This is a genomic window from Trabulsiella guamensis ATCC 49490, assembly GCF_000734965.1.
In the GTDB taxonomy this organism is placed as follows: domain Bacteria; phylum Pseudomonadota; class Gammaproteobacteria; order Enterobacterales; family Enterobacteriaceae; genus Trabulsiella; species Trabulsiella guamensis.
The window spans coordinates 18,740-42,678 of the sequence record NZ_JMTB01000126.1; the positions used below are offsets into that span (position 1 = coordinate 18,740).

Annotated in this window: 21 protein-coding genes; all 21 read left to right on the forward strand. The window is 44.8% G+C overall.

Features of this window, described 5'->3' with window-relative positions; genetic code table 11:
* Positions 1–5: 5 nt before the first annotated feature.
* The 21 genes from wcaJ to GTGU_RS25175 all read left to right on the forward strand — a co-directional run bounded on the left by wcaJ (position 6) and on the right by GTGU_RS25175 (position 23,870).
* Complete coding sequence (gene wcaJ / locus GTGU_RS22345; RefSeq protein WP_038162882.1) at positions 6–1,400, forward strand: undecaprenyl-phosphate glucose phosphotransferase; 1,395 nt, start codon at positions 6–8, stop codon at positions 1,398–1,400.
* A gap of 9 nt (positions 1,401–1,409) precedes the next feature.
* Positions 1,410–2,888, forward strand: coding sequence for a colanic acid undecaprenyl disphosphate flippase WzxC (wzxC, locus tag GTGU_RS22350; RefSeq protein WP_038162885.1), 1,479 nt, complete (start codon positions 1,410–1,412; stop codon positions 2,886–2,888).
* Between the two features lie 26 nt (positions 2,889–2,914).
* A complete protein-coding gene (gene wcaK, locus GTGU_RS22355) occupies positions 2,915–4,195 on the forward strand; it encodes a colanic acid biosynthesis pyruvyl transferase WcaK (RefSeq protein WP_038162889.1) in 1,281 nt (426 codons plus the stop codon).
* Positions 4,192–5,412, forward strand: a complete 1,221-nt coding sequence (wcaL, locus tag GTGU_RS22360) for a colanic acid biosynthesis glycosyltransferase WcaL (protein WP_038162892.1) — start codon at positions 4,192–4,194, stop codon at positions 5,410–5,412. The genes wcaK and wcaL overlap by 4 nt, the downstream gene beginning before the upstream one ends.
* A gap of 42 nt (positions 5,413–5,454) precedes the next feature.
* A complete protein-coding gene (gene wcaM, locus GTGU_RS22365; RefSeq protein ID WP_038162896.1) occupies positions 5,455–6,861 on the forward strand; it encodes a colanic acid biosynthesis protein WcaM in 1,407 nt (468 codons plus the stop codon).
* Between the two features lie 147 nt (positions 6,862–7,008).
* A complete protein-coding gene (gene galF, locus GTGU_RS22370) occupies positions 7,009–7,902 on the forward strand; it encodes a UTP--glucose-1-phosphate uridylyltransferase GalF (protein WP_038162899.1) in 894 nt (297 codons plus the stop codon).
* A gap of 456 nt (positions 7,903–8,358) precedes the next feature.
* On the forward strand, positions 8,359–9,549 hold the full coding sequence (locus GTGU_RS22375; protein ID WP_038162902.1) for a UDP-N-acetylglucosamine 4,6-dehydratase: 1,191 nt from the start codon (positions 8,359–8,361) through the stop codon (positions 9,547–9,549).
* 14 nt (positions 9,550–9,563) lie between these two features.
* Positions 9,564–10,715 (forward strand): LegC family aminotransferase, encoded by a 1,152-nt coding sequence (locus tag GTGU_RS22380; RefSeq protein ID WP_038162904.1) that lies wholly within the window; start codon positions 9,564–9,566, stop codon positions 10,713–10,715.
* Positions 10,712–11,875 carry a UDP-N-acetylglucosamine 2-epimerase gene (gene neuC, locus GTGU_RS22385; protein WP_038162907.1) on the forward strand — a complete coding sequence of 388 codons (1,164 nt, stop codon included), beginning with the start codon at positions 10,712–10,714 and terminating at the stop codon, positions 11,873–11,875. Before GTGU_RS22380 ends, neuC begins: the two co-directional genes overlap by 4 nt.
* Positions 11,876–11,881: 6 nt before the next feature.
* On the forward strand, positions 11,882–12,955 hold the full coding sequence (gene neuB, locus GTGU_RS22390; RefSeq protein WP_038162910.1) for an N-acetylneuraminate synthase: 1,074 nt from the start codon (positions 11,882–11,884) through the stop codon (positions 12,953–12,955).
* Positions 12,948–13,595 (forward strand): acetyltransferase, encoded by a 648-nt coding sequence (locus tag GTGU_RS22395; RefSeq protein WP_038162913.1) that lies wholly within the window; start codon positions 12,948–12,950, stop codon positions 13,593–13,595. The genes neuB and GTGU_RS22395 overlap by 8 nt, the downstream gene beginning before the upstream one ends.
* An 18-nt stretch (positions 13,596–13,613) precedes the next feature.
* Complete coding sequence (locus GTGU_RS22400; RefSeq protein ID WP_038162916.1) at positions 13,614–14,663, forward strand: nucleotidyltransferase family protein; 1,050 nt, start codon at positions 13,614–13,616, stop codon at positions 14,661–14,663.
* A 5-nt stretch (positions 14,664–14,668) separates the two neighbouring features.
* Positions 14,669–15,361 carry an acylneuraminate cytidylyltransferase family protein gene (locus GTGU_RS22405; RefSeq protein WP_038163014.1) on the forward strand — a complete coding sequence of 231 codons (693 nt, stop codon included), beginning with the start codon at positions 14,669–14,671 and terminating at the stop codon, positions 15,359–15,361.
* Between the two features lie 154 nt (positions 15,362–15,515).
* Positions 15,516–16,199 (forward strand): hypothetical protein, encoded by a 684-nt coding sequence (locus tag GTGU_RS22410; RefSeq protein WP_038162918.1) that lies wholly within the window; start codon positions 15,516–15,518, stop codon positions 16,197–16,199.
* Between the two features lie 492 nt (positions 16,200–16,691).
* Entirely contained in the window at positions 16,692–17,729 is a 1,038-nt protein-coding gene (locus tag GTGU_RS22420) for a hypothetical protein (RefSeq protein WP_038162924.1), read from the forward strand.
* Complete coding sequence (locus GTGU_RS22425) at positions 17,726–18,988, forward strand: lipopolysaccharide biosynthesis protein (protein ID WP_038162927.1); 1,263 nt, start codon at positions 17,726–17,728, stop codon at positions 18,986–18,988. Before GTGU_RS22420 ends, GTGU_RS22425 begins: the two co-directional genes overlap by 4 nt.
* A 16-nt stretch (positions 18,989–19,004) precedes the next feature.
* Positions 19,005–20,039 (forward strand): UDP-N-acetylglucosamine 4,6-dehydratase/5-epimerase, encoded by a 1,035-nt coding sequence (gene fnlA / locus GTGU_RS22430; RefSeq protein WP_038162931.1) that lies wholly within the window; start codon positions 19,005–19,007, stop codon positions 20,037–20,039.
* 1 nt (position 20,040) lies between these two features.
* Positions 20,041–21,144 carry a UDP-2-acetamido-2,6-beta-L-arabino-hexul-4-ose reductase gene (wbjC, locus tag GTGU_RS22435; protein ID WP_038162934.1) on the forward strand — a complete coding sequence of 368 codons (1,104 nt, stop codon included), beginning with the start codon at positions 20,041–20,043 and terminating at the stop codon, positions 21,142–21,144.
* Positions 21,144–22,274, forward strand: a complete 1,131-nt coding sequence (gene wecB, locus GTGU_RS22440; protein ID WP_038162938.1) for a non-hydrolyzing UDP-N-acetylglucosamine 2-epimerase — start codon at positions 21,144–21,146, stop codon at positions 22,272–22,274. Before wbjC ends, wecB begins: the two co-directional genes overlap by 1 nt.
* Complete coding sequence (locus GTGU_RS22445) at positions 22,274–23,485, forward strand: glycosyltransferase family 4 protein (protein ID WP_038162940.1); 1,212 nt, start codon at positions 22,274–22,276, stop codon at positions 23,483–23,485. The genes wecB and GTGU_RS22445 overlap by 1 nt, the downstream gene beginning before the upstream one ends.
* On the forward strand, positions 23,472–23,870 hold the full coding sequence (locus tag GTGU_RS25175) for a WbuC family cupin fold metalloprotein (RefSeq protein WP_072012049.1): 399 nt from the start codon (positions 23,472–23,474) through the stop codon (positions 23,868–23,870). The genes GTGU_RS22445 and GTGU_RS25175 overlap by 14 nt, the downstream gene beginning before the upstream one ends.
* The last annotated feature ends 69 nt before the right edge of the window (positions 23,871–23,939 follow it).

The following is a 23,939-nucleotide window of genomic DNA, read 5'->3' on the forward strand; positions in this document are numbered from 1 at the left end:
CAACGATGACGACTCTAAGAAAGCGCGAGCGAGCCAAAACGAATGCATCGTTAATCTCAATGGTGCAGCGATTCTCTGACATCACCATCATGGTCGGTGGCCTGTGGGTGGTCTGTAAGGGAGCGGCACTGCCCTTTCTGTATATGCATTTGCTGATGGCGTTGATTACCCTGGTGGTCTTTCAGATGATCGGCGGAATGACCGATTTTTATCGCTCATGGCGTGGTGTACGCATCTCAACAGAACTGCTGTTACTGCTGCAAAACTGGACGCTGAGTCTGGTGTTCAGCGCCGGGTTGCTGGCGTTTAATGATGACTTCAACAACAGCTTTGGCATCTGGCTGGCGTGGTATTTGCTCAGCACCACCGGCATGGTGGTGAGCCGGGCGTTTATCCGCTCCGGTGCGGGCTGGTTGCGCAATCAGGGTTACAACACGCGTCGCGTGGCAATGGCCGGTGATTTACCGGTCGGGCAGGCGTTACTCGACAGCTTCCGCAATCAGCCGTGGTTAGGTTATGAAGTGATCGGCACCTATCACGATCCCAAACCGGGCGGTGTGGGCGCTGACTGGGCCGGGAATACGCAGCAACTGCTCGAAGATGCCCGCGCGGGCAAGATCCATAACGTCTATATCGCCATGCCGATGCGTGACGAAGCCTGCATCAAAAAACTGGTTCGCGATCTCGCCGATACCACCTGTTCGGTGATCCTGATCCCGGATGTCTTTACCTTCAACATCCTTCATTCCCGCGTAGAAGAAGTGAACGGCGTGCCTGTGGTACCGCTGTACGACACGCCGCTGTCGGGCACCAACCGGGTGCTGAAGCGCCTGGAGGATATCGTCCTTTCCGCTTTTATTCTGCTGCTGATCTCCCCGGTATTGTGCGCGATTGCCCTCGCCGTGAAGCTGAGTTCGCCAGGCCCGATCATCTTTCGCCAGACCCGTTACGGGATGGATGGCAAGCCGATCATGGTGTGGAAATTTCGCTCCATGCGGGTAATGGAAAACGACAAGGTGGTGACCCAGGCGACGCAGAACGATCCGCGGGTCACGAAGGTGGGAAACTTCCTGCGCCGCACCTCGCTCGATGAGCTGCCGCAGTTCGTCAACGTGCTGACGGGAGGGATGTCGATTGTCGGCCCGCGTCCGCATGCGGTGGCGCATAACGAACAGTATCGTCAGCTGATTCTGGGCTACATGCTGCGTCATAAAGTCAAACCGGGGATCACCGGCTGGGCGCAAATCAACGGCTGGCGCGGTGAGACCGACACGCTGGAGAAAATGGAAAAACGCATTGAGTTCGATCTCGAGTACATCCGCGAATGGAGCCTCTGGTTCGATATCAAAATTGTTTTTCTGACGGTGTTCAAAGGCTTTGTTAACAAAGCGGCGTATTGAGGTAGCGGCATGAGCCTGAGAGAAAAAACCATCAGCGGCGCGAAATGGTCGGCAATGGCGACAATCGTCATTATCGGCCTCGGCCTGGTGCAGATGACCGTGCTGGCGCGGATCATCGATAACCACCAGTTTGGTCTGCTGACGGTGTCGCTGGTGATCATCGCCCTGGCCGATACGCTGTCGGATTTCGGCATCGCCAATTCCATTATTCAGCGCAAGGAGATCAGCCATCTGGAACTCACTACGCTGTACTGGCTGAACGTCGGGCTGGGGATTGTGGTCTTTGTCGCCGTCTTTTTGCTGAGCGACCTGATCGCTGATGTGCTGAATAACCCGGACCTGGCACCGCTGATGCGCACGCTGTCGTTCGCGTTTGTGGTCATTCCGCACGGGCAGCAGTTCCGCGCGCTGATGCAAAAAGAGCTGGAGTTCAACAAAATCGGCATGATTGAGACCTCCGCTGTGCTGGCGGGGTTCACCTTTACGGTCGTTGCCGCACATTTCTGGCCGATGGCGATGACCGCCATTCTGGGGTATCTGGTCAATAGCGCGGTGCGTACGCTGCTGTTCGGCTGGTTCGGTCGTAAGATTTATCGCCCGGGGTTGCATTTTTCGCTGGCGTCAGTCTCCTCCAACCTGCGCTTCGGCGCCTGGCTGACCGCGGATAGCATTATCAATTACGTCAATACCAATCTCTCCACCCTTGTGCTGGCGCGTATTCTCGGCGCCAGCGTGGCGGGCGGTTATAACCTGGCTTACAACGTGGCGGTGGTGCCGCCGATGAAGCTCAACCCGATCATCACCCGTGTGCTGTTCCCGGCGTTCGCCAAAATACAGGATGACACCGAAAAGCTGCGCGTGAATTTTTACAAGCTGTTGTCGGTGGTGGGCATTATCAATTTCCCGGCGCTGCTGGGGCTGATGGTGGTCAGTAACAATTTTGTACCGCTGGTGTTTGGTGAGAAGTGGGCGGGCATTATTCCTATCCTGCAACTGCTGTGCATCGTCGGGTTGCTGCGCTCGGTGGGTAACCCGATCGGCTCGTTGCTGATGGCGAAAGCGCGTGTCGATATCAGTTTCAAATTCAACGTCTTTAAAACGTTTCTGTTCATTCCCGCCATCGTCATTGGCGGCCACCTTGCCGGCGCACTGGGCGTCACGCTTGGTTTCCTGTTGGTGCAAATCATCAACACCGTGCTCAGCTATTTCGTGATGATAAAACCCGTGCTCGGCTCCAGTTACCGGGAGTACATCCTGAGTCTGTGGCTGCCGTTTTACCTCTCGCTGCCGACGCTTATGGTCAGTTACGCGCTGGGCATTCTGCTCAACGGTCACTTGCCGTTGCCGCTGTTGCTGGCAGTGCAGATTGCTGCAGGGGCGCTGGCGTTCCTGGTGATGATAGTACTGTCGCGTAATGCGCTGGTGGTGGAGATGAAACGCCAGTTGTGCCGCAACGAAAAAATGAAAACTCTGCTGCGCGCAGGGTGAAAAGAACCCCCTTTTCAGAGGTCACTATGAAATTATTGATTCTTGGCAACCACACCTGCGGCAACCGTGGTGATAGCGCCATTCTTCGTGGGCTGCTCGATGCGATCAACACGCTCGAGCCTGATGCGGATGTGGATGTAATGAGCCGCTACCCGGTGAGCTCGTCCTGGCTGCTTGACCGCCCGGTGATGGGCGATCCGCTCTATTCGCAGATGAAACAGCACAACAATGCCGCCGGCGTGATGGGGCGGGTGAAAAAACTGCTTCGTCGCCGTTATCAGCACCAGGTGTTGCTCTCGCGGGTGACCGACAGCGGCAAGCTGCGCAATATCGCCATCGCCCAGGGGTTTACCGATTTTGTTCGCCTGCTGTCCGGCTACGACGCCATCATTCAGGTCGGTGGTTCATTTTTTGTTGATCTCTATGGCGTACCGCAGTTCGAGCATGCGCTCTGTACCTTCATGGCGAAAAAGCCGCTGTACATGGTAGGCCACAGCGTCGGGCCGTTCCAGCAGCCGCAGTTTAACCAGCTGGCGAACTATGTTTTTGGTCATTGCGATGCGCTGATCCTACGGGAATCCGTGAGCCTCAATATGATGAAACGCAGCGACATCGATACCTCTAAAGTTGAGCAGGGCGTTGATACCGCCTGGCTGGTGGATCACCATGAGTCGGATTTCATTGCCAGTTACGCGGTGCAGCACTGGTTGCAGGTGATTGCACAGAAGAAAACGGTCGCTGTTACCTTGCGCGAGCTGGCGCCATTCGATAAGCGTCTCGGCACCACCCAGCAAGCGTATGAAAAAGCGTTTGCTGACGTGGTGAACCGTATTATTGATGATGGCTATCAGGTGGTGGCGCTGTCGACCTGCACCGGTATCGACAGCTATAACAAAGATGACCGCATGGTGGCGCTGAATCTGCGCAAATATCTGCGCGACCCGTCGAAATACCATGTGGTGATGGACGAGCTGAACGATCTGGAGATGGGCAAAATCCTTGGTGCCAGCGAACTGACTGTCGGCACGCGCCTGCACTCAGCGATCATCTCGATGAACTTCGGCACACCTGCCATCGCAATTAATTATGAGCACAAATCAGCGGGCATCATGCAGCAACTGGGGATGCCGGAAATGGCGGTGGATATCCGTCATCTGCTGGATGGCAGCCTGGGGGCGATGGTCAGCGATACGCTCGGTCAGCTTCCGGCAGTTAACGAACGTCTGGCGCAGGCGGTTACTGCTGAACGCGCGACAGGCATGAAAATGGTGCAGTCGGTACTGGCACGAATCGGGGAGGTGAAATGAAGGTCGGGTTCTTCTTACTGAAATTTCCGCTTTCGTCGGAGACCTTCGTCCTCAACCAGATCGTGGCATTTATTGAGATGGGCTATGAGGTGGAGATTGTCGCGCTGCAAAAAGGCGACCTGACCAATACCCATGCGGCTTACACGAAATATCAGCTGGCGGAGAAAACCCGCTGGCTGCTGGACGAGCCAGAAGGCAGAGCGGCGAAACTGAAATACCGGGCGCTGCATACCGCGCGCGGCCTGACGCGCCCGGCGACCTGGAAAGCGCTGAACGTCCGGCAATATGGCGATGAGGCGCGCAATCTGATCCTTTCCGCCATTTGCGGCATGATGCCGGAGCCTGTCCGCGCAGATGTGTTTATCGCCCACTTTGGCCCGGCGGGCGTGACCGCCGCCAAACTGCGTGAGCTGGGGGTGATTCAGGGCAAAATCGCCACCGTCTTCCACGGCATTGATATTTCCAGCCGCGAGGTGCTCAACCATTACACACCGGAATATCAGCAACTGTTTCGCCGTGGCGACCTGATGCTGCCGATAAGCGATCTCTGGTCACACCGCCTGCAGACCATGGGCTGCCCGGCAAAAAAAATCGCCGTCTCACGCATGGGTGTGGACATGGACCGCTTTGCGCTGCGTCCGCTGAAAACCCCCGGCGATACCCTGCAGATCATCTCCGTTGCACGTCTGACCGAGAAAAAAGGGTTGCATGTGGCCATTGAAGCCTGTCGCCAGTTGAAAGAGCAGGGGGTGAATTTTCACTATCGCATCCTGGGCATTGGTCCGTGGGAGCGCCGCCTGCGGACGCTGATCGAGCAGTATCAACTGGAAGATGTCGTAGAAATGCCGGGCTTTAAGCCGAGCCATGAAGTCAAAGCGATGCTGGACGAGGCGGATGTGTTCCTGCTGCCGTCGGTCACTGGCGCTGACGGCGATATGGAGGGCATTCCCGTTGCGCTGATGGAAGCGATGGCGGTGGGCATTCCGGTAGTCTCTACGCTTCACAGCGGTATTCCTGAGCTTATTGATGCCAATGAGTCCGGCTGGCTGGTGCCGGAAAACGATGCCAGCGCGCTGGCTGAACGTCTGCGTGAGTTTTGCGCCATCGACCCTGATGCACTGCAACCGGTAGTGCAACGCGCCCGCCAGAAGGTCGAAACTGAATTTAACCAGCAGGTGATTAACCAACAACTGGCGAGCCTGCTGTACGCGCTTTAAAACCAGCCCGCCTGGCGGGCTGGTGCATATCAGAGAGGAACTATGCCTGATAACCGACTTACACTTTCCCGCCGTCGTTTTCTCTCGGCAGGCACTGCTCTTGCCGCTCTCCCGTTACTGCATTTTCCCGCCGCGCGCGCCGCTGGCGGTGGTGCGTCCGTTGATATCCGCGATTACGTTTCAAACAATGACTGGATCCGCGCCTTCCGGGAGGCGTTTGCCGCAGCGGATGTGGTTGAGGTTCCGGCGGGCGTCGTGTGCGATAACATCAACACCGGCATCATCATGCCGCCGGGCAAAACGCTGCAGGTGCGGGGATCGCTGAAAGGCAACGGGCGAGGGCGCTTTGCTTTGCAGGAGGGCTGCAACATCATCGGCAAAGACGGCGGAAGCCTCTACAACATCGCGCTCGATGTGCGCGGCTCTGACTGTACGATTCAGGGCCTCGCGATGAGTGGCTACGGCCCGGTGATGCAGATTTACATCGGCGGTAAAAAGCCTGCGGTGATGCGCAACCTGCTCATCGACAATCTGACCGTGACCAAAGCCAATTACGCCATTCTGCGACAGGGTTTCCATAACCAGATGGACGGCGTAAAAATTACCAACTGCCGCTTCAGTGACCTGCAGGGGGACGCCATCGAATGGAATGTCGCGATTAACGATAAGAACATCCTCATTTCCGATCATGTCATCGACAACATTAATTGCACCAACGGCAAAATCAACTGGGGCATCGGGATCGGTCTTGCCGGCAGCACCTACGACAATACTTACCCCGAACACCAGGCAGTAAAAAACTTTGTTGTCGCCAATATTACCGGCAGTAATTGCCGCCAGCTGGTGCATGTCGAAAATGGCAAACACTTTATTATCCGTAATGTGAAAGCGAAAAACATTCTGCCATCGTTCAGTAAACAGGCGGGTATAGATAATGCCACGGTGGCGATTTATGGTTGTGATAATTTCGCCATTGATAATGTCGATATGGTCAATAGCGCCGGAATGCTAATTGGTTATGGCGTTATCAAAGGTAATTATCTTTCAATTCCGCAGAATTTTCGCCTGAATAATATCCATATGGATAACAGTCGACTGGCATATAAAGTCCGTGGTATTCAGATCTCCTCCGGCAATGCCCGGTCGTTCGTTTCCATCACCAATCTTGATATGAAGCGTGCGTCACTGGAGCTGCACAATAAGCCGCAGCATATTTTTATGCGTAATATCAATGTCATGCAGGACGCCGAGCGCGGCCCGGCACTCAAGATCAATTTCGACATGCGCAAAGATGTGCGGGGCAAGTTTATGGCGCGCGAGGACACGCTGCTGTCGCTGGCAAACATCACGGCGGTTAACGAAAAAGGGCAGCGTTCGGTGGATATCGACCGGGTTGATCAGCATGTAGTGAACGTGGACAGATTGAATTTTGCACTGCCTGGGAAATGATTTGCGAACAATCCTGGAAGCTTAGGCCATTTCTCAGATTTGCACTGAAGAATAAGCCGTTTTCTAAGGAGTAGAATAGAAAAATTCATACTGGCTTAACGCGGTTTTAAGACTATAATTATTCAACCATTTACAGGTGGACATGCGATGATGAATTTGAAAGCAGTAATTCCGGTAGCCGGTCTGGGCATGCATATGCTGCCAGCCACTAAAGCCATTCCAAAAGAGATGCTGCCGATCGTTGACAAGCCGATGATCCAATACATCGTCGACGAAATTGTTGCTGCAGGGATCAAAGAAATCGTTCTGGTGACTCACGCGTCGAAAAACGCCGTTGAGAACCACTTCGACACCTCTTATGAACTTGAATCACTGCTTGAGCAGCGTGTGAAGCGCCAGTTGCTCGCTGAAGTACAATCTATCTGCCCGCCCGGTGTGACGATCATGAACGTCCGTCAGGGGCAACAGCTGGGTCTGGGGCACTCTATTCTGTGCGCGCACCCGCTTGTTGGTAATAACCCGTTTGTTGTCGTGCTTCCGGATATCATTATTGATGAAGCCACCGCAGACCCGCTGCGTTACAACCTGGCAGCAATGGTCGCACGCTTCGAAGAGACCGGTCGTAGCCAGGTACTGGCGAAACACATGCCGAGAGATCTCAATGAATATTCTGTGATCCAAACCAAAGAGCCGCTGGAAATCGAAGGCAAAGTCAGCCGTATTATTGAGTTTGTTGAAAAGCCGGATGAACCGCAAACGCTGGATTCTGACCTGATGGCTGTGGGCCGCTATGTGCTTTCGGCTGATATCTGGGCTGAACTTGAGCGTACCGAACCCGGCGCCTGGGGCCGTATTCAGTTAACGGACGCCATCGCTGAACTGTCGAAAAAACAGCCGGTGGATGCGATGCTGATGACGGGCCAGTCTTATGATTGCGGTAAGAAACTGGGCTACATGCAGGCGTTCGTTCAGTACGGGCTGCGTAACCTGAAGGAAGGGGCGAAGTTCCGTAAAGGCATTGAGAAGTTGCTGGCGAAGTAAGCTACTCCCGACATTAACAGGAAATGTTGATGGTTAGAACAGACGGCAGAGGGATTATGGTATGCTAAGGCAAATCATAATGACCACTGCCGTTTTTGCATTGGAAACAATGGGTTACATCGGTTATTGTCGCAGCTATCGAAAGTAATGAACCCGATCTCCTATTGTTTTGAGTTTGGTTTAAGCACACAATAATCACTTCGGTTGGCTGGCGGCTTTGCACAAGCGAAGGGATAAGTAATATCTGAGCAGAAAAATGGATTTGTGTGCAGTGCACTGGTAGCTGTTGAGCCAGGGGCGGTAGCGTACATATTAATCTTTGGGCTGTCGCATGAGAGCAGGGACGTCATTTCAATCATTGCTGGTAACATTAGTATGATCATAAACAATAATAATAATGTTATTTTTCTTGCCAGAGATGATTATTCCATTCTTTAAATACAAACAGGTTTTTAAATGAGCGAAATATTACCTTTGATCGGACGTCAGCATGCGCTATTTACTAGCGATGTCTTAGCAAAAGAAGAAGAGTTAAAGAAGATTGTTTCTGATTCGCGCTTTTTGGTTTTAGGTGGTGCAGGTTCGATTGGGCAGGCGGTAACTAAAGAAATATTTAAGCGAAACCCCAAAAAGTTACATGTTGTTGATATAAGTGAAAACAACATGGTTGAATTGGTTCGTGATATCAGAAGTTCATTTGGCTACATTGACGGCGATTTCCAGACATTTGCACTAGATATTGGATCGAAAGAGTACGATGCTTTTATTAAAGCAGATGGGCAATATGATTATGTCCTTAATCTTTCCGCATTAAAGCATGTACGCAGTGAGAAAGATCCATTTACTTTGATGCGTATGATTGAAGTGAATATACTAAATACAGAAAAAACCATCCAACAGTCCATTGCTGCTGGCGTTAAAAAATTCTTTTGCGTGTCAACAGATAAAGCTGCTAACCCTGTTAATATGATGGGTGCATCAAAGCGAATTATGGAAATGTTTTTGATGCGCAGAAGTAAAGAAATCAACATTTCGACTGCTCGCTTCGCTAACGTAGCATTTTCAGATGGTTCTCTGCTTCATGGGTTTAACCAACGTTTGCTAAAAAAACAACCCATTGTTGCACCAAATGATATCAAACGTTATTTTGTCACTCCTCAGGAATCAGGCGAACTATGCCTCATGTCCTGCATTTTCGGTGATAACCGCGATATCTTTTTTCCAAAGCTGAGCGAAGCTCTTCATTTAATTTCTTTCGCGGATATTGCTGTCCTGTACCTCAAGCAGCGCGGCTATGAACCTCATCTGTGCGAGACAGAAGATGAAGCTCGTGAACTCGCTAAAACACTACCTGAACAGGGCAAATGGCCTTGTTTGTTTACTTCAAGTGATACAACAGGTGAAAAAGATTTCGAAGAGTTTTTCACTGATAAAGAGACGCTGGATATGGAGCGCTTTATCAACCTGGGGATCATTAAAAATGAACCGCTATTTGATCCGGCACTTTTAGCTCATTTTGAAGAGCGAATTGAAGCTATGCAAACATCGCTGGAGTGGAATAAAGACGATATTGTAAAACTGTTTTTTGAAATGATCCCTGACTTCGGACATAAAGAAACAGGCAAATACCTCGATAGTAAAATGTAAGCAAGGCATCTCGAATGAATATCACTTCAATTATCGATTTTGTTCGCGACGTATACAAAACGGATGAGTTTATTCCTTTGCATGCGCCTGTTTTTAGTGGAAATGAAAAAGCATACGTGCTTGATACTCTGGAAAGTACCTTTGTCTCGAGCGTCGGCAAATATGTTGACGATTTTGAGCGCAAAATGGAGTCTTACACGGGCACGGCAAGAGCCGTTGCGACAGTAAATGGCACTGCAGCGCTTAGTGCCGCGCTTTATCTTGCTGGTGTTAAGCGGGGCGATCTGGTTGTCACTCAGGCGCTGACTTTTGTCGCTACTTGCAACGCGCTGTATCATCTCGGTGCGGAGCCGGTATTTATTGATGTTTCCCCGGTTAGTCTCGGACTTTGCCCGGTAGCGCTGGATAACTGGCTTTCTGAGAATACCGAATTAACAGAGCATGGCTGCGTACATCGTAAAACCCGACAGGTAGTCCGGGCCGCTGTACCGATGCATACTTTCGGCCATCCGGTTGAACTGGATGAACTCATCGCAGTGTGTAAGAAGTGGCATATTGTTCTTGTCGAAGATGCGGCAGAAAGCCTGGGCTCATTTTATAAGGGTAAACATACCGGTACGTTGGGTGAGTATGGCGCGCTAAGTTTTAACGGTAATAAAATCATTACTACTGGCGGTGGCGGAATGGTCTTTTGTCGTACGCCAGAAACCGGTGTACGCGCGAAACATGTCACGACTACCGCTAAAGTTCCGCATCCGTACGAGTTTTACCATGATGAACCGGGCTTTAACTATCGCATGCCGAATTTAAATGCTGCGTTGGGTTGTGGGCAAATGGAGCAAATTGGAATGTTTCTCGAGCAGAAACGCGCCCTGGCAGAGCGCTATGAGGCCTTCTTTGCAGGATCGGAGTTTACATTCGTAAAAGAGCCTGAATATGCGAAGTCCAATTACTGGCTAAACGCGGTCATTTGCGAAAACCTGGACTCCCGCGATGCCATCCTGGCACAAATGAATGAAGCGAAAGTGATGGTGCGGCCAATCTGGAAGCTTATGCATCGCTTGCCTATGTTTGAGCGGGCGATGCGAGATGATCTTAAACAATCAGAACGGATTGAAGCCCGTCTGGTTAATTTACCAAGCTCGCCTGTGGAATGGCACTCATGAAATCTATAAAGCGCAAAGTTGCGGTTTTCACCGGGACGCGGGCTGAATATGGATTGCTTTATTGGCTATTGAAAGATATCCAGGCCGATCAGGAACTGGAACTTCAGCTCCTGGTCAGCGGCATGCATCTCTCTCCAGAGTTTGGTAACACCTGGCAGCAGATAGAGAAAGATGGATTTTCAATCGATGAAAAAATTGAAATTCTACTCTCCTCTGACACCCCGGTTGGTACTGCAAAAAGCATTGGCCTGGGAGTATTAGGCTTTGCCGATGCGCTGTCGCGGTTACAGCCCGACGTAATTGTAATACTCGGTGACCGCTTCGAAGCGCTTGCTGCCGCACAAACTGCGATGATTCTACGTATACCCATTTTTCATCTTCATGGCGGTGAAATTACCGAAGGTGCCTATGATGATGCGATAAGGCATGCCATTACTAAGTTGAGTTATCTTCATGGTACATCGACAGACGAATATAAAAGGCGCGTGATCCAGCTAGGCGAAGACCCTTCTCGTGTGGAGAATGTTGGCGCGATTGGGCTGGATCATCTCATACGTGGGAAATTTATGTCAGTTGATGAATTATCAGCAGCTTTAGATTTTCCACTAACGAAACCCTATTTTCTCGTCACCTATCATCCGGTGACTCTGGGAGTAGAACCCGCAGAAGCGAGTTTTAAATGCCTGCTGGAAGCGCTTGATGAATTTCCGGAATACCAGGTGATCCTGACGTATCCTAATGCTGATGACGGTGGCAGAAAGATTATTCCATTACTGGAGTCTTATGCTGTAAAACAACCGGAACGCGTGCTCGCAATTCCATCACTAGGACATGCGCGCTACCTCAGTGCCGTCAAGCATGCTGTTGCAGTAGTCGGTAATTCGTCCAGCGGAATAATTGAAGTGCCAGCATTTGATGTCCCAACGGTAAATATTGGCGAACGCCAAAAAGGCCGCCTGGCAGCAAAAAGCGTACTGAATTGTGATGCAACGAAGCAATCGATCGCCGAAACGTTAAAAATAGCGGTTTCGCGTAGCTATAAAAAAAGTGACGAGAAAATTGTTAATCCTTACGGACAAGGAGATGCGAGTTCAAGGATCATCGAAATGATCAAGACTATGCAATTTATTCCCGGTAAGACTTTTTACGACATCAAGTGAAACTATATGACGCTTATCATTGCTGAAGCCGGTGTAAACCACAACGGCGACGAAAAACTGGCTTTTGAACTGGTTGATGCTGCTTATAAAGCTGGGGCAGATATTGTTAAATTTCAAACGTTCAAGGCGAAGAATTTGGTAACAGCGCAAGCAGTTCAGGCGGAATACCAGGTTGCCAATACCAAAAGACAGGAATCACAGCTTGAAATGCTAAGCCGTCTCGAACTCTCCTGGGATGTGCATCACAAGTTAATTGAGCATTGCAATCGGCTGGGGATAGAGTTTCTCTCCACTGCTTTTGACTCTGAAAGTCTGGCATTCCTTGTCAATGAACTGGGCATTAAAAGGCTGAAGTTGCCATCCGGCGAATTAACAAATGCTCCGCTTGTGTTAGAACACGCACGCACGGGGTGTGACATCATTGTCTCAACAGGTATGGCGACACTGTCTGAAATTGAGTCTGCGCTCGGCGTTATCGCATTTGGGTATACCGCATCAGAAGAATTGGTACCTAGCACAGAAGCGTTTCAACGGGCTTATGCGTCAGAAGCAGGGCAAAAGGCACTGAAAGAAAAAGTCGTTATCTTGCATTGTACTACCGAATACCCTGCGCCGATGGAAGAGATCAATCTCCGCGCAATGGATACGTTGCATCAGGCATTTAACTTGCCGGCGGGGTATTCTGATCATAGTGAAGGCATTACAATACCTATCGCTGCTGTTGCTCGTGGCGCGTTGGTGATTGAGAAACACTTCACACTTGATAAGACTATGGAAGGTCCCGATCATAAAGCTTCTCTGGAGCCTCATGAATTGAGCGCAATGATTACCGCTATTCGCCAGGTTGAGAAAGCGTTAGGTCATCCGATCAAAACTCCGACAGTATCTGAAATTAAGAATAAAAGTGTTGCAAGAAAGAGTCTTGTTGCGGCAAGAGCAATCGCGCCTGGTGAGAAGTTTACTTCTGAGAACCTCTCTATCAAACGACCAGGTACTGGAATGTCTCCATACCGTTACTGGGAAATACAAGGCAAAACAGCCAGCAGAGAGTACAAGGCCGGAGAATTAATCGGTGAATGATCGTCCGTCGACAAAACCAATTGTCGTCATTGGCGGTGGTGGACATGCCAGTGTAATTGTTGACATTCTCAAACAGCAAAAACGCGATATAGCGGCAATCATAAGCCCAGATGATGTCAGTGGAAGAAAGGTTTTTGATAATATCCATGTCCTTAAATGTGATGACGATATTTCATGTTTCCATCAAAATGATGTTGTATTAGTTAATGGAATCGGTGCTTTGCCTGGCTCAGCAATCAGAAGGAAGGTGAATGAATTCTTTAAAAATAAAGGCTATTCATTCGAAACACTGGTTGCTGATACAGCCTTTGTCTCTCCGTATGCAGTTCTCTTTGAGGGAGTGCAGATCTTTCCGGGGGCTATTGTTCAACCAGGTGTGATTATCCATTCCCATTCAGTAATTAATACTCGAGCAGTTATCGAGCATGACGTCGAGCTTGGTGAGTATAATTTTGTATCGCCTGGTGCTGTCGTTTGTGGGCAATGTAAAACGGGTGAAAATGTGTTCATCGGTGCTGGCGCAACAGTAATCCAGAATATCAATCTGGGCGCTAGTTCTGCCGTCATGGCGAATGCATTAGTGACCGAAAATCTTCTTCCGAATCAAAAAGTATATGCAGCGCGGGCTGTCATCAGGTAACACTGCAGAAGGTATAAAATGACTCAGCAATGGAAAAAAATATTAATTAAACCTAATAATACAATTCGAGAAGCGCTTGAGATTATAAATAATGAAGCATTACGTACAGCACTTGTCATCAATGAAGATAATAAACTAGTTGGCGTTGTAACAGATGGAGATATCCGTCGAGGATTGCTTAATAATCTTCCTTTGTCGGCTGAAATTCATCATGTAATGAATAATAATCCTGTAACGGTCTCTTCTGAAACCACCAGAAAAGAATTGAATAAGTTAATGGCCATACATGGTATCTTAGTTATACCGGTACTTAAGGACGGAATAGTTATTGGTCTGGAAACATTATCAGGATTGAAGGCTAATAAACATTATGAAAATCCTGTGTTTATTATGGCCGGTGGGTTTGGAACACGTTTGCGTCCATTGACGGACCACTGTCCGAAACCAATGCTCAAAATTGGTGATAAACCAATCCTTGAAATACTTCTTAATCAATTTGTAGAGGCTGGGTTTAAAAATATTTATATTTCAACCCATTATATGCCTGATCAAATTACAAGCTATTTCGGAAATGGAGAGTCCCATAATGCAAAGATTACCTATATTCATGAAAAGACGCCATTAGGAACCGGCGGGGCTCTGGGTCTGCTTCCAGAGGATACGCCTTCACTTCCATTAATTATGATTAATGGTGATGTACTAACGACGGTAGATTTTGAGCGTTTGCTAGAATTCCATAATAAATTTGCACCATCAGCCTCAATGTGTGTACGTGAGTATGATTACCAAATTCCGTATGGAGTGATCTATGGTGATGGTCATCGAATCATATCCATGCAGGAAAAACCAGTGCAGCGTTATTTTGTTAATGCTGGTATTTATGTGGTCAGCCCTGAAGTATTTAAAAATGTGCCACATCAAGAAAAAATTGATATGCCAACACTTTTGGAGCAAGAAATAGCTCAAGGGAAAGAAGTTATTATGTTTCCTATCCATGTATATTGGTTGGACATTGGCAGGATGGATGATTTCAACAAGGCACAAATTGATATAAAAGGACTGATATAGTGTCAATGACAATAGCTGTTATCCCGGCACGTGGTGGAAGTAAGCGGTTGCCCAAGAAGAACATAAAAATGCTTGCGGGTAAGCCACTAATAAAATGGACAATAGATGCTGCACTGGAATATGGTGAGTTCGACATGGTGATTGTAAGCACTGACTCACAAGAAATTGCAGACATTGCCGCCTTAGCTGGCGCAACTATCCCTTTTTTACGCCCAGCAGAATTAGCCACCGATACAGCAACAACAAATGATGTTATTACAAATATTGTCGATTGGGTTGAAAATCATCATGGTAAGGTTGATAGGGTGGCTCTTCTACAGCCGACGTCTCCATTGAGAGATGCAAGTGACATCAGAAATGCATTATCTCTATATGATGAACGTAGCGCATTATCAGTCATCTCGGTATGTGAATTAGAACATCCATTACAATACTGTAATAAATTATCTGATGATTTATCTATGAATGGTTTTCTTCCAGAAATCATGAATAAAAGAAGTCAAGAATTGGAGACTTATTTTCGTTTAAATGGTGCGATATATATTTTTGATAGACGATTTGTTGGTTCTCTCGAAAAGATATACTCAGAGGGATCTTTTGCGTATATTATGAAAAAAGAGAATTCAGTAGATATAGATGACGCATTTGATTTTGTTATGGCTGAAACTTTAATTGACTTGAAGAAAAATATAATTTAGCACATCAATCAGACTAATGTTATTATAGTTAATTCACTATGGTGTATTATTAATGTGATTTTAATCTTTTAGAATTGAATGTCTTTTTACAGAAGGGAATAGAAGCTAAACATTTTTTAGATAAATAATTATAATCATGTTCGGCTGGTGAGATATGGTTAAAGAAAATAACAAATTTACTTTTCTTGTAATACTCCTTTTTTTTACTCATGGTTTTTTATATTTCTTTACTGGTGATATTTATAATGAAGAAAACCCTATTAAATTAGTGAAATATTGTTTATTGCTTTTATTTGCTTTGAGTATAGGAAAATCGTTGAATTTTTTTCATACCAATGAAATCTTGTTGTTTCTTTTTTTGGTGAATTTCATTCTTACAATTATAATTTATTATTCCTCGAATGTAGCATTGTTTTCAACATTGATGTTTATATTTCCATTACTTTTTTTCTTTATGCATAGAAAGATTAACTATGAAAAGTTTATAATAATTATAAAAACGACTCTTTGGTTAGCTTTTGCTTTTTCAATTTTCGAATTTTTCCTCTACCAAGATTTAAGTTCTCGATTCAGTAATACTGGCTTCAGAAGCATATCTATTTTTGTCAATCCCAATAACTTTGGCATATTTGTTGCGTTAAGTTTGTCTTTAATTGTTGATTATTCTTTAAGAACTCAATCTACAAGAGTGCTAATTTATTGGTGTATATCTGCACTCTGTATTGCTTTAAGTGGATCAATGACAGCAGCAGGAATTTATCTCTTTCTATTAATGGTGCGAGCATTAAAAATTTTAAACAACTCTTTGCATACGATGAAAATAAAAAAATGTATATAGTTTTTTTGTTATTATCATCATTATCCTTGTTATATTTTCCGTGATCAATTTAGATGGCATTTTAAGGAAAACAGATTCTGTTGGCATGGATAATGTGACTGCTCGTTTAGAATATCTGACGAATTTTTTTTCATCAGTGTCAGAAAGTATTTTTTATCCACAATTATCTTCCACTACCTTATATGCTGATAATGCATTCATTTATTCATGGATCACTATTGGCTTCATCGGGGCTTTACTTTATTTCATTTTGATTTTGTCGATGATCTTTATCAGTGTAATGAATAAAGAAAAAAGACAATATCTTTTGTTTTTCTTGTCTGTTGCCTTGGCTACAATGACTACCAACATATTTAATATATGGCCTATAGCATACATGATATGGGGGTGTGTTGGCTATAATTTAATGCCTGAAAATAATAGGTTTGAAAAAATAACATATGAATAGTAAAAAAGATTTTGAGATCATTAAAAAAATCTCTTGAGAACGAAATGTGTGTTGATTCCTATCTTATTAAATCATTCGGTCTCAAAACAAAATGGGTATCTTATTTCAAAGTTGCTCGTTTTAGGGACAAAATACCTACTTATGCTGCTATATGTATTTCCCTAATGGCACCCTTCTTTTTTTTAATGCAAATAATTAGAAGCCTTCAAAATGGTAGAAACCAGTCTGTGGTTACAGGAAATAATTCGCACTGCCTTTTTCTTTCTTTTACTCATTCTCCGAAAATTATTGAATTATACAATAAGTATGGGCATGATCAGCCTTTTAAGCAATGCATATCAGGTCGTTTGCTTTTTTTTATCCAAGAAATGACTACATACGAAATTGCCAAGTCATTTTTCATATCCTTAGAATATTCAGTTCGTTTTCTTCTTTCGGTTCATCCTCGTTATTTTTTGCATGTGACAAGTATATTCGAGTTAGTAGCTTTTAATAATTATCTTGAGAACCTGTCCAGAAATAATATTAATGAGGTAACACTTACAAATCATTATGATCGTTGGATTACTCTTATATGTGAAAAAGGTCACTTCAATGTAAATATCATTCAGCACGGACTGGTTGTAACAGATTTTCTACCAAAGCAAAAGCTTCAGAACGTAAAATCGGTCAGAGGGTTTAATGAAGAGCAACTTGATATATTTTGTACAAATATTTCTGCCAGACCAGAATTTACTAGATTATTACAGAAAACTAATTTAAATATTTCCAAAGATGACCGATGTGAAGTTTTAATTATTAGTAATCCATTTCACCTGACAGAAGAATTAGAGATATATCAGGAGCTAAAAAAACATTCTATCGATGTAAAATTTAGACCACATCCTTTATATATAAATAATGAAGTGCTAAAAATAGTTGAAGCGAATGATCTATGTCAGGGAACTCGTTACCCAAATCCAAGTTATTGTTTGTGCAAGAGCTCCACTTTAGGTTATGAATATCAGTCACTGGGTTATAAATTGATCTCCTGGAATGAAGAGATTGATATGAAATCTATATTGGTTTTATTAAAAAAATGAAGCGGTTTTTACTTTATGGATTAGCATCAGGATTCAATCGTGGTGGAATGTTTCTTATTTTGCCATTGCTTTCAACATTTTTGAGTATTGCTGATTATGGTCGTTTTTCGATATATATCGTTCTTGTACAACTATTAGTTCCGTTTATTAGCCTGAATATCGTTTCAATAATTGGGCGTGAAATTTTTGAAAAGTACAGAGTAACCGTTTTTTTCACTGTTGCCTTTGTTAGATTTGCAAGTGCATCTATCCTGCTCTGCGTTTTGGGATACATCCTCTTTCAAAGCGTTACCTTGCTTATTATTATCTATGCATTAATGGAAGCTATATTTTTAATAATATCAACTTTCGTTAGGTTTAAGGATTCTGCTGAAAATTATTTTTATATTTGCATTGGTAAAATGATTTTGTTAGTTATACTACTCGCAATTATTTTTTTCACCTATCGAGCATATCTTTCAAAAGTTGATGTCCTTCTTATAATCTTCGCTTTGTCAAATTTAACTATAGTGCTTCCATTTTCCAAATTCCTAATGGCTATTAAAATAAGGAATAGACAATTATTTGGAACGTTGAATAAGCAAAGGGTAATTATATTTTTTGCTGTCGGCATATTGCCTCATACTCTCGCTCAGTGGGTCACTTCAGGTGCTGACAGATTTTTTGTTAAGTACTACGGTGGTGACATTCAGTTAGGTTATTATTCATATGGCTATGCAATTGCTGCTGTGTATATGGTCGTTAATAGTGCATTAGCTCTAGGAATGCCGCAATTGTGCGTCCAAAAATTTACGAGTTACAATAGTGATGTTTTTTTTAATCGATATAAATATCTGGTAACCGCATCATGGCTTGCATTTTTCACAATAGTGAATATCGGTCTATTCACAATAAAAACTAAATATAATGTTACTGAGTTGTATTGGGTGATATATTTCGTTTTGGTTGGGTTGTATTTCTTATCATATTATTATTACTATTCATCATATTTATTTTATGCAAGAAAATCAAAGCAGCTTTCGGGGATAACAATTGTTACAGCACTTTTAAATATCGTGCTTATTTTGTTCTTGACTCCAATATTAGGGATAAATGGGACAGCAATAAGTACTGCAGGTTCGTATGGGATATATGCATGTTTGACTTACTATTATGCTTCCAAACATTATCAGATTAGGGGGGTGACGTTCCCGATAATTTTCATGACATCCTTTACGATACTGCTTTTCATTATAGATTATTTTACTGTGCAATTATAACTAATCGGTGTTATTTATGTTTAAAAACAAAGTGTTATTAATTACTGGCGGAACGGGTTCTTTCGGTAATGCAGTTTTGAATCGTTTTTTAGAGACAGATATTAAAGAAATTCGGATTTTCTCTCGTGATGAGAAAAAACAAGATGACATGAGGAAAAAATATAATAATCCGAAGCTGAAGTTTTACATTGGTGACGTTCGTGATTATTCAAGTGTTCTCAATGCTAGCCGTGGTGTTGACTTCATCTACCATGCAGCTGCCCTTAAGCAAGTCCCATCTTGTGAGTTCCATCCGATGGAAGCTGTCAAAACAAACGTTCTCGGTACTGAGAATGTGCTGGAAGCTGCAATTGCAAACGAAGTGAAGCGGGTTGTTTGTTTAAGCACAGACAAAGCAGTTTATCCAATCAATGCCATGGGGATTTCTAAGGCAATGATGGAGAAGGTGATGGTCGCAAAATCTCGTAACATTGATAGCAATAAAACAGTCATTTGTGGTACTCGTTATGGGAATGTCATGGCATCTCGCGGTTCAGTTATTCCTTTGTTTGTTGATCTAATAAAAACTGGCAAAGCGCTAACTATTACAGACCCAAATATGACTCGTTTCATGATGACCCTCGAGGATGCCGTCGACCTGGTCCTGTATGCGTTTGAGCATGGTAACAACGGGGATATCTTCGTACAAAAAGCACCAGCAGCAACGATTGAAACGTTAGCTATTGCGCTTAAAGAACTCCTTAATGTTGAAGATCATCCAGTTAACGTCATCGGTACTCGCCATGGTGAAAAATTATACGAAGCACTATTGAGTCGTGAAGAGATGATCGCCGCAATCGATATGGGTGATTATTATCGTGTCCCACCAGATTTGCGTGATTTAAACTATGGGAAATATGTTGAGCAAGGTGATAGTCGTATCTCAGTTGTAGAGGATTATAACTCTCATAATACACAGCGATTGGATGTGGAAGGCATGAAAGCGATGCTCCTTAAACTTCCGTTTATTCGTGCACTACGTGCAGGCGAAAATTACGATCTGGACTCTTAATATGAAAATCCTGATTACTGGAGCTGATGGCTTTATTGGTCGTAACTTATGCTTACGTCTTCAGGAAGCAGGGTATAATGACCTTGTTAAGATTGATCGTGATTCCAGTCTGGCTGAACTTGAAACTGGGTTACTAGAAGCAGAGTTTGTTTATCATCTTGCGGGCATCAATCGTCCTAAAAATATTGAAGAATTTACTGAAGGCAACAGCAATCTGACACGGCAGATTGTTGATTTTCTGTTGGCGAAGAATAAAAGCATACCCATGATGATGAGTTCTTCGATACAAGCCGAATTAGATAACGCCTATGGGCAGAGTAAAGCTGCGGCAGAAAAACAGATTGAAAGATATGCATCTGTAAGTGGTGCAACGTGCTTTATTTATCGATATCCAAATGTTTTCGGCAAATGGTGTAAACCTAATTATAACTCTTTCGTTGCAACATTCTGCCATAATATCGCTAACAATATAGATATCACTATTAATGACCCATCCGCCGTGGTAAATCTTGTTTACATAGACGATGTTTGCGCAGATGCGATTAAGCTTCTCACCGGAACCATTGAAGGCGGATACAAGAAGGTTGTACCTGTTTATTCAACAACCGTAGGCGAAGTCGCGGAGTTGATTTATCGCTTCAAAGAAAGTCGCTCCACGCTTGTAACGGAAAATGTAGGGGAAGGATTTACTCGGGCATTATATTCAACATGGTTAAGTTATCTGCCTACCGAAAAGTTTACCTATACGGTTCCATCTTACGGTGATGATCGGGGGATCTTCTGTGAGATGCTAAAAACTCACGCGGCGGGGCAGTTTTCATTTTTTACCGCGCACCCTGGTATCACCCGTGGTGGGCATTATCATCATACGAAAAATGAGAAATTTCTGGTTATACGCGGGCAAGCCTGTTTCAAATTTGAACATGTAATTACCGGCGAGCGTTATGAATTGAATGTATCTTCCGATGAGTTCAGGATCGTTGAGACGGTGCCAGGTTGGACCCATGACGTCACGAACATTGGGAATGATGAACTAATTGTCATGCTTTGGGCAAACGAGATTTTTAATCGTAATGAGCCTGATACGATTGCGAGACCTCTGTAATGAAGAAACTTAAAATTATGTCCGTCGTTGGGACGCGTCCTGAAATTATCCGTTTGTCACGCGTTTTGGCTAAACTTGATGAGTACTGTGAGCATATCATTGTCCATACTGGGCAAAACTATGATTATGAATTGAATGAGGTTTTTTTTAACGACCTCGGCGTGCGCAAACCTGATTATTTTTTAAATGCAGCCGGTAAAAACGCAGCTGAGACGATTGGCCAGGTTATCATTAAAGTTGATAGTGTGTTAGAAACAGAGAAGCCTGAAGCTATGCTGGTGCTAGGCGATACAAACTCATGTATCTCCGCTATACCCGCTAAACGTCGAAAAATTCCTATCTTCCATATGGAAGCTGGCAACCGTTGTTTCGATCAGCGCGTTCCTGAAGAAACTAACCGACGCATTGTTGATCATACCGCTGATATTAATATGACTTACAGCGATATTGCTCGTGAATATTTGTTAGCTGAAGGAATCCCTGCAGACAGAATCATCAAAACCGGTAGTCCAATGTTTGAGGTGCTCTCATACTATATGCCTCAAATTGATAGCTCGGATGTACTGTCGCGATTGAACTTACGACCAGGTGAATTTTTTGTTGTGAGCGCTCATCGTGAAGAGAATGTCGATTCTCCGAAACAACTGATCAAGCTTGCAACCATTTTAAACACTATTGCTGAGAAATATAATTTACCTGTTATCGTATCCACTCATCCGCGTACACGTAATCGTATTAATGAGCAGGGAATTGCGTTCCATTCTAATATCAATCTGCTGAAGCCGTTAGGTTTCCATGATTATAATCATCTTCAGAAAAACTCGCGTGCTGTACTCTCTGATAGTGGTACAATCACGGAAGAATCATCGATCATGAATTTCCCCGCAGTAAATATTCGAGAAGCGCATGAAAGGCCTGAGGGTTTTGAAGAAGCTTCGGTAATGATGGTGGGGCTCGAGTGTGATCGTGTGCTTCAGGCATTAGATATTCTGGCAACTCAGCCACGTGGTGAGACGCGTCTTCTTCGCCAGGTCAGTGATTACAGCATGCCAAATGTATCAGATAAAGTCGTCAGAATAGTTCACTCATATACAGACTACGTTAAGAGAGTCGTCTGGAAAGAATATTGATGAAACTTGCGCTTATCATAGATGATTATCTGCCCAACAGTACGCGTATTGCGGCAAAAATGTTTCACGAGTTGGCTATAGAATTTATTCGTCGTGGACATGATGTTACTGTAATTATCCCTGATACGACCTTACAGGAAGATGTGTCATTTGACACTTTTCAGGGGGTCAAAACGTGGCGTTTTAAGAGTGGAGCGCTCAAGGATGTGTCTAAAATCCAGCGTGCAATCAATGAAACTTGTTTGTCATTTCGGGCCTGGAAATCATTTAAAAATCACATAGCAAAAGATACTTTTGATGGTGTGATCTATTACTCCCCTTCAATTTTTTGGGGGCATCTCGTTAAGAAAATCAAAGCCCGTTGTAACTGCCCTGCGTATCTCATTTTGCGGGATATGTTCCCACAATGGGTTGTCGACGCAGGTATGTTAAAGGCGGGTTCTCCCATCGAACGGTATTTTCGGCTTTTCGAGAAATTATCTTATCGTCAGGCAAACCGTATAGGTCTAATGTCTGAAAAAAATCTTGAGGTATTCAGGATAACGAACAAAGGATATCCTTGTGAGGTTTTACGTAACTGGGCCTCGCTGACCCCAACGGTTCCGCCCCAGGATTATTTGCCACTGCGTAAGCGTCTGGGTCTCGAAGATAAAGTGATTTTCTTTTATGGCGGGAATATCGGTCATGCCCAGGATATGGCGAATTTGATGCGCCTTGCACGAAGCATGGTGGAGTATCCAAACGCTCATTTTCTGTTTATTGGTCAGGGTGATGAAGTTGAATTAATCAATGAGTTAGCAACTGAATGGGCTTTGACAAATTTCACTTATTTACCCTCTGTTAATCAAGATGAATTTAAATTCATCTTATCAGAAATGGATGTAGGCTTGTTTTCACTTTCGGCCAGACATTGTTCCCACAATTTCCCTGGTAAGTTATTAGGCTACATGGTGCAGTCTCTACCCATACTGGGCAGTGTGAATGTCGGCAATGATTTGCTCGACATCGTCAATCAGAATAATGCCGGATGCATTCATATTAATGGCGAGGATGACAAACTTCTCCGTTCTGCACTGTTAATGCTTCAGGATAGTGATATGCGACGCAAGCTTGGTAACAGCGCAAATGACCTGCTGAAAGAACAGTTCTCAGTTGAGTCCGCGGCGAAAACGATAGAAATGAGGCTGGAGGCATGTAATGCGGTTAATTGATAGCGCTCAGCTCGAAGCATTATATGAACAAGCAAAGCGATCAGAACGTCTACGCTCACATCTTTTGTTGCATAACTCGCATCAGGATAAAGTGCAGCGGCTGCTCATTGCTTTGATCAAAGGCAGTTATGTTGAACCTCATTATCATGAACTTTCGCACCAGTGGGAGATGTTCATTGTCATGCAAGGTCAACTCCAGGTCTGCCTCCATGGCGATGATGGCGAGATTGTTCAGAAATTTATTGCTGGAGAGGATACCGGCATAAGTGTTGTAGAGTTTGCGCCTGGAGATATACATAGTGTTGAATGCCTGTCCCCACAGGCTCTCATGATGGAAGTGAAAGAAGGACCTTTTGATCCTTCCTTCGCGAAAGCGTTTGTTTAGCTGGCCATAAGTGCATCTTCCGCTAACAGTATAAGCATTTCCTGAGTTAACATCTAAGCCACATTTCAA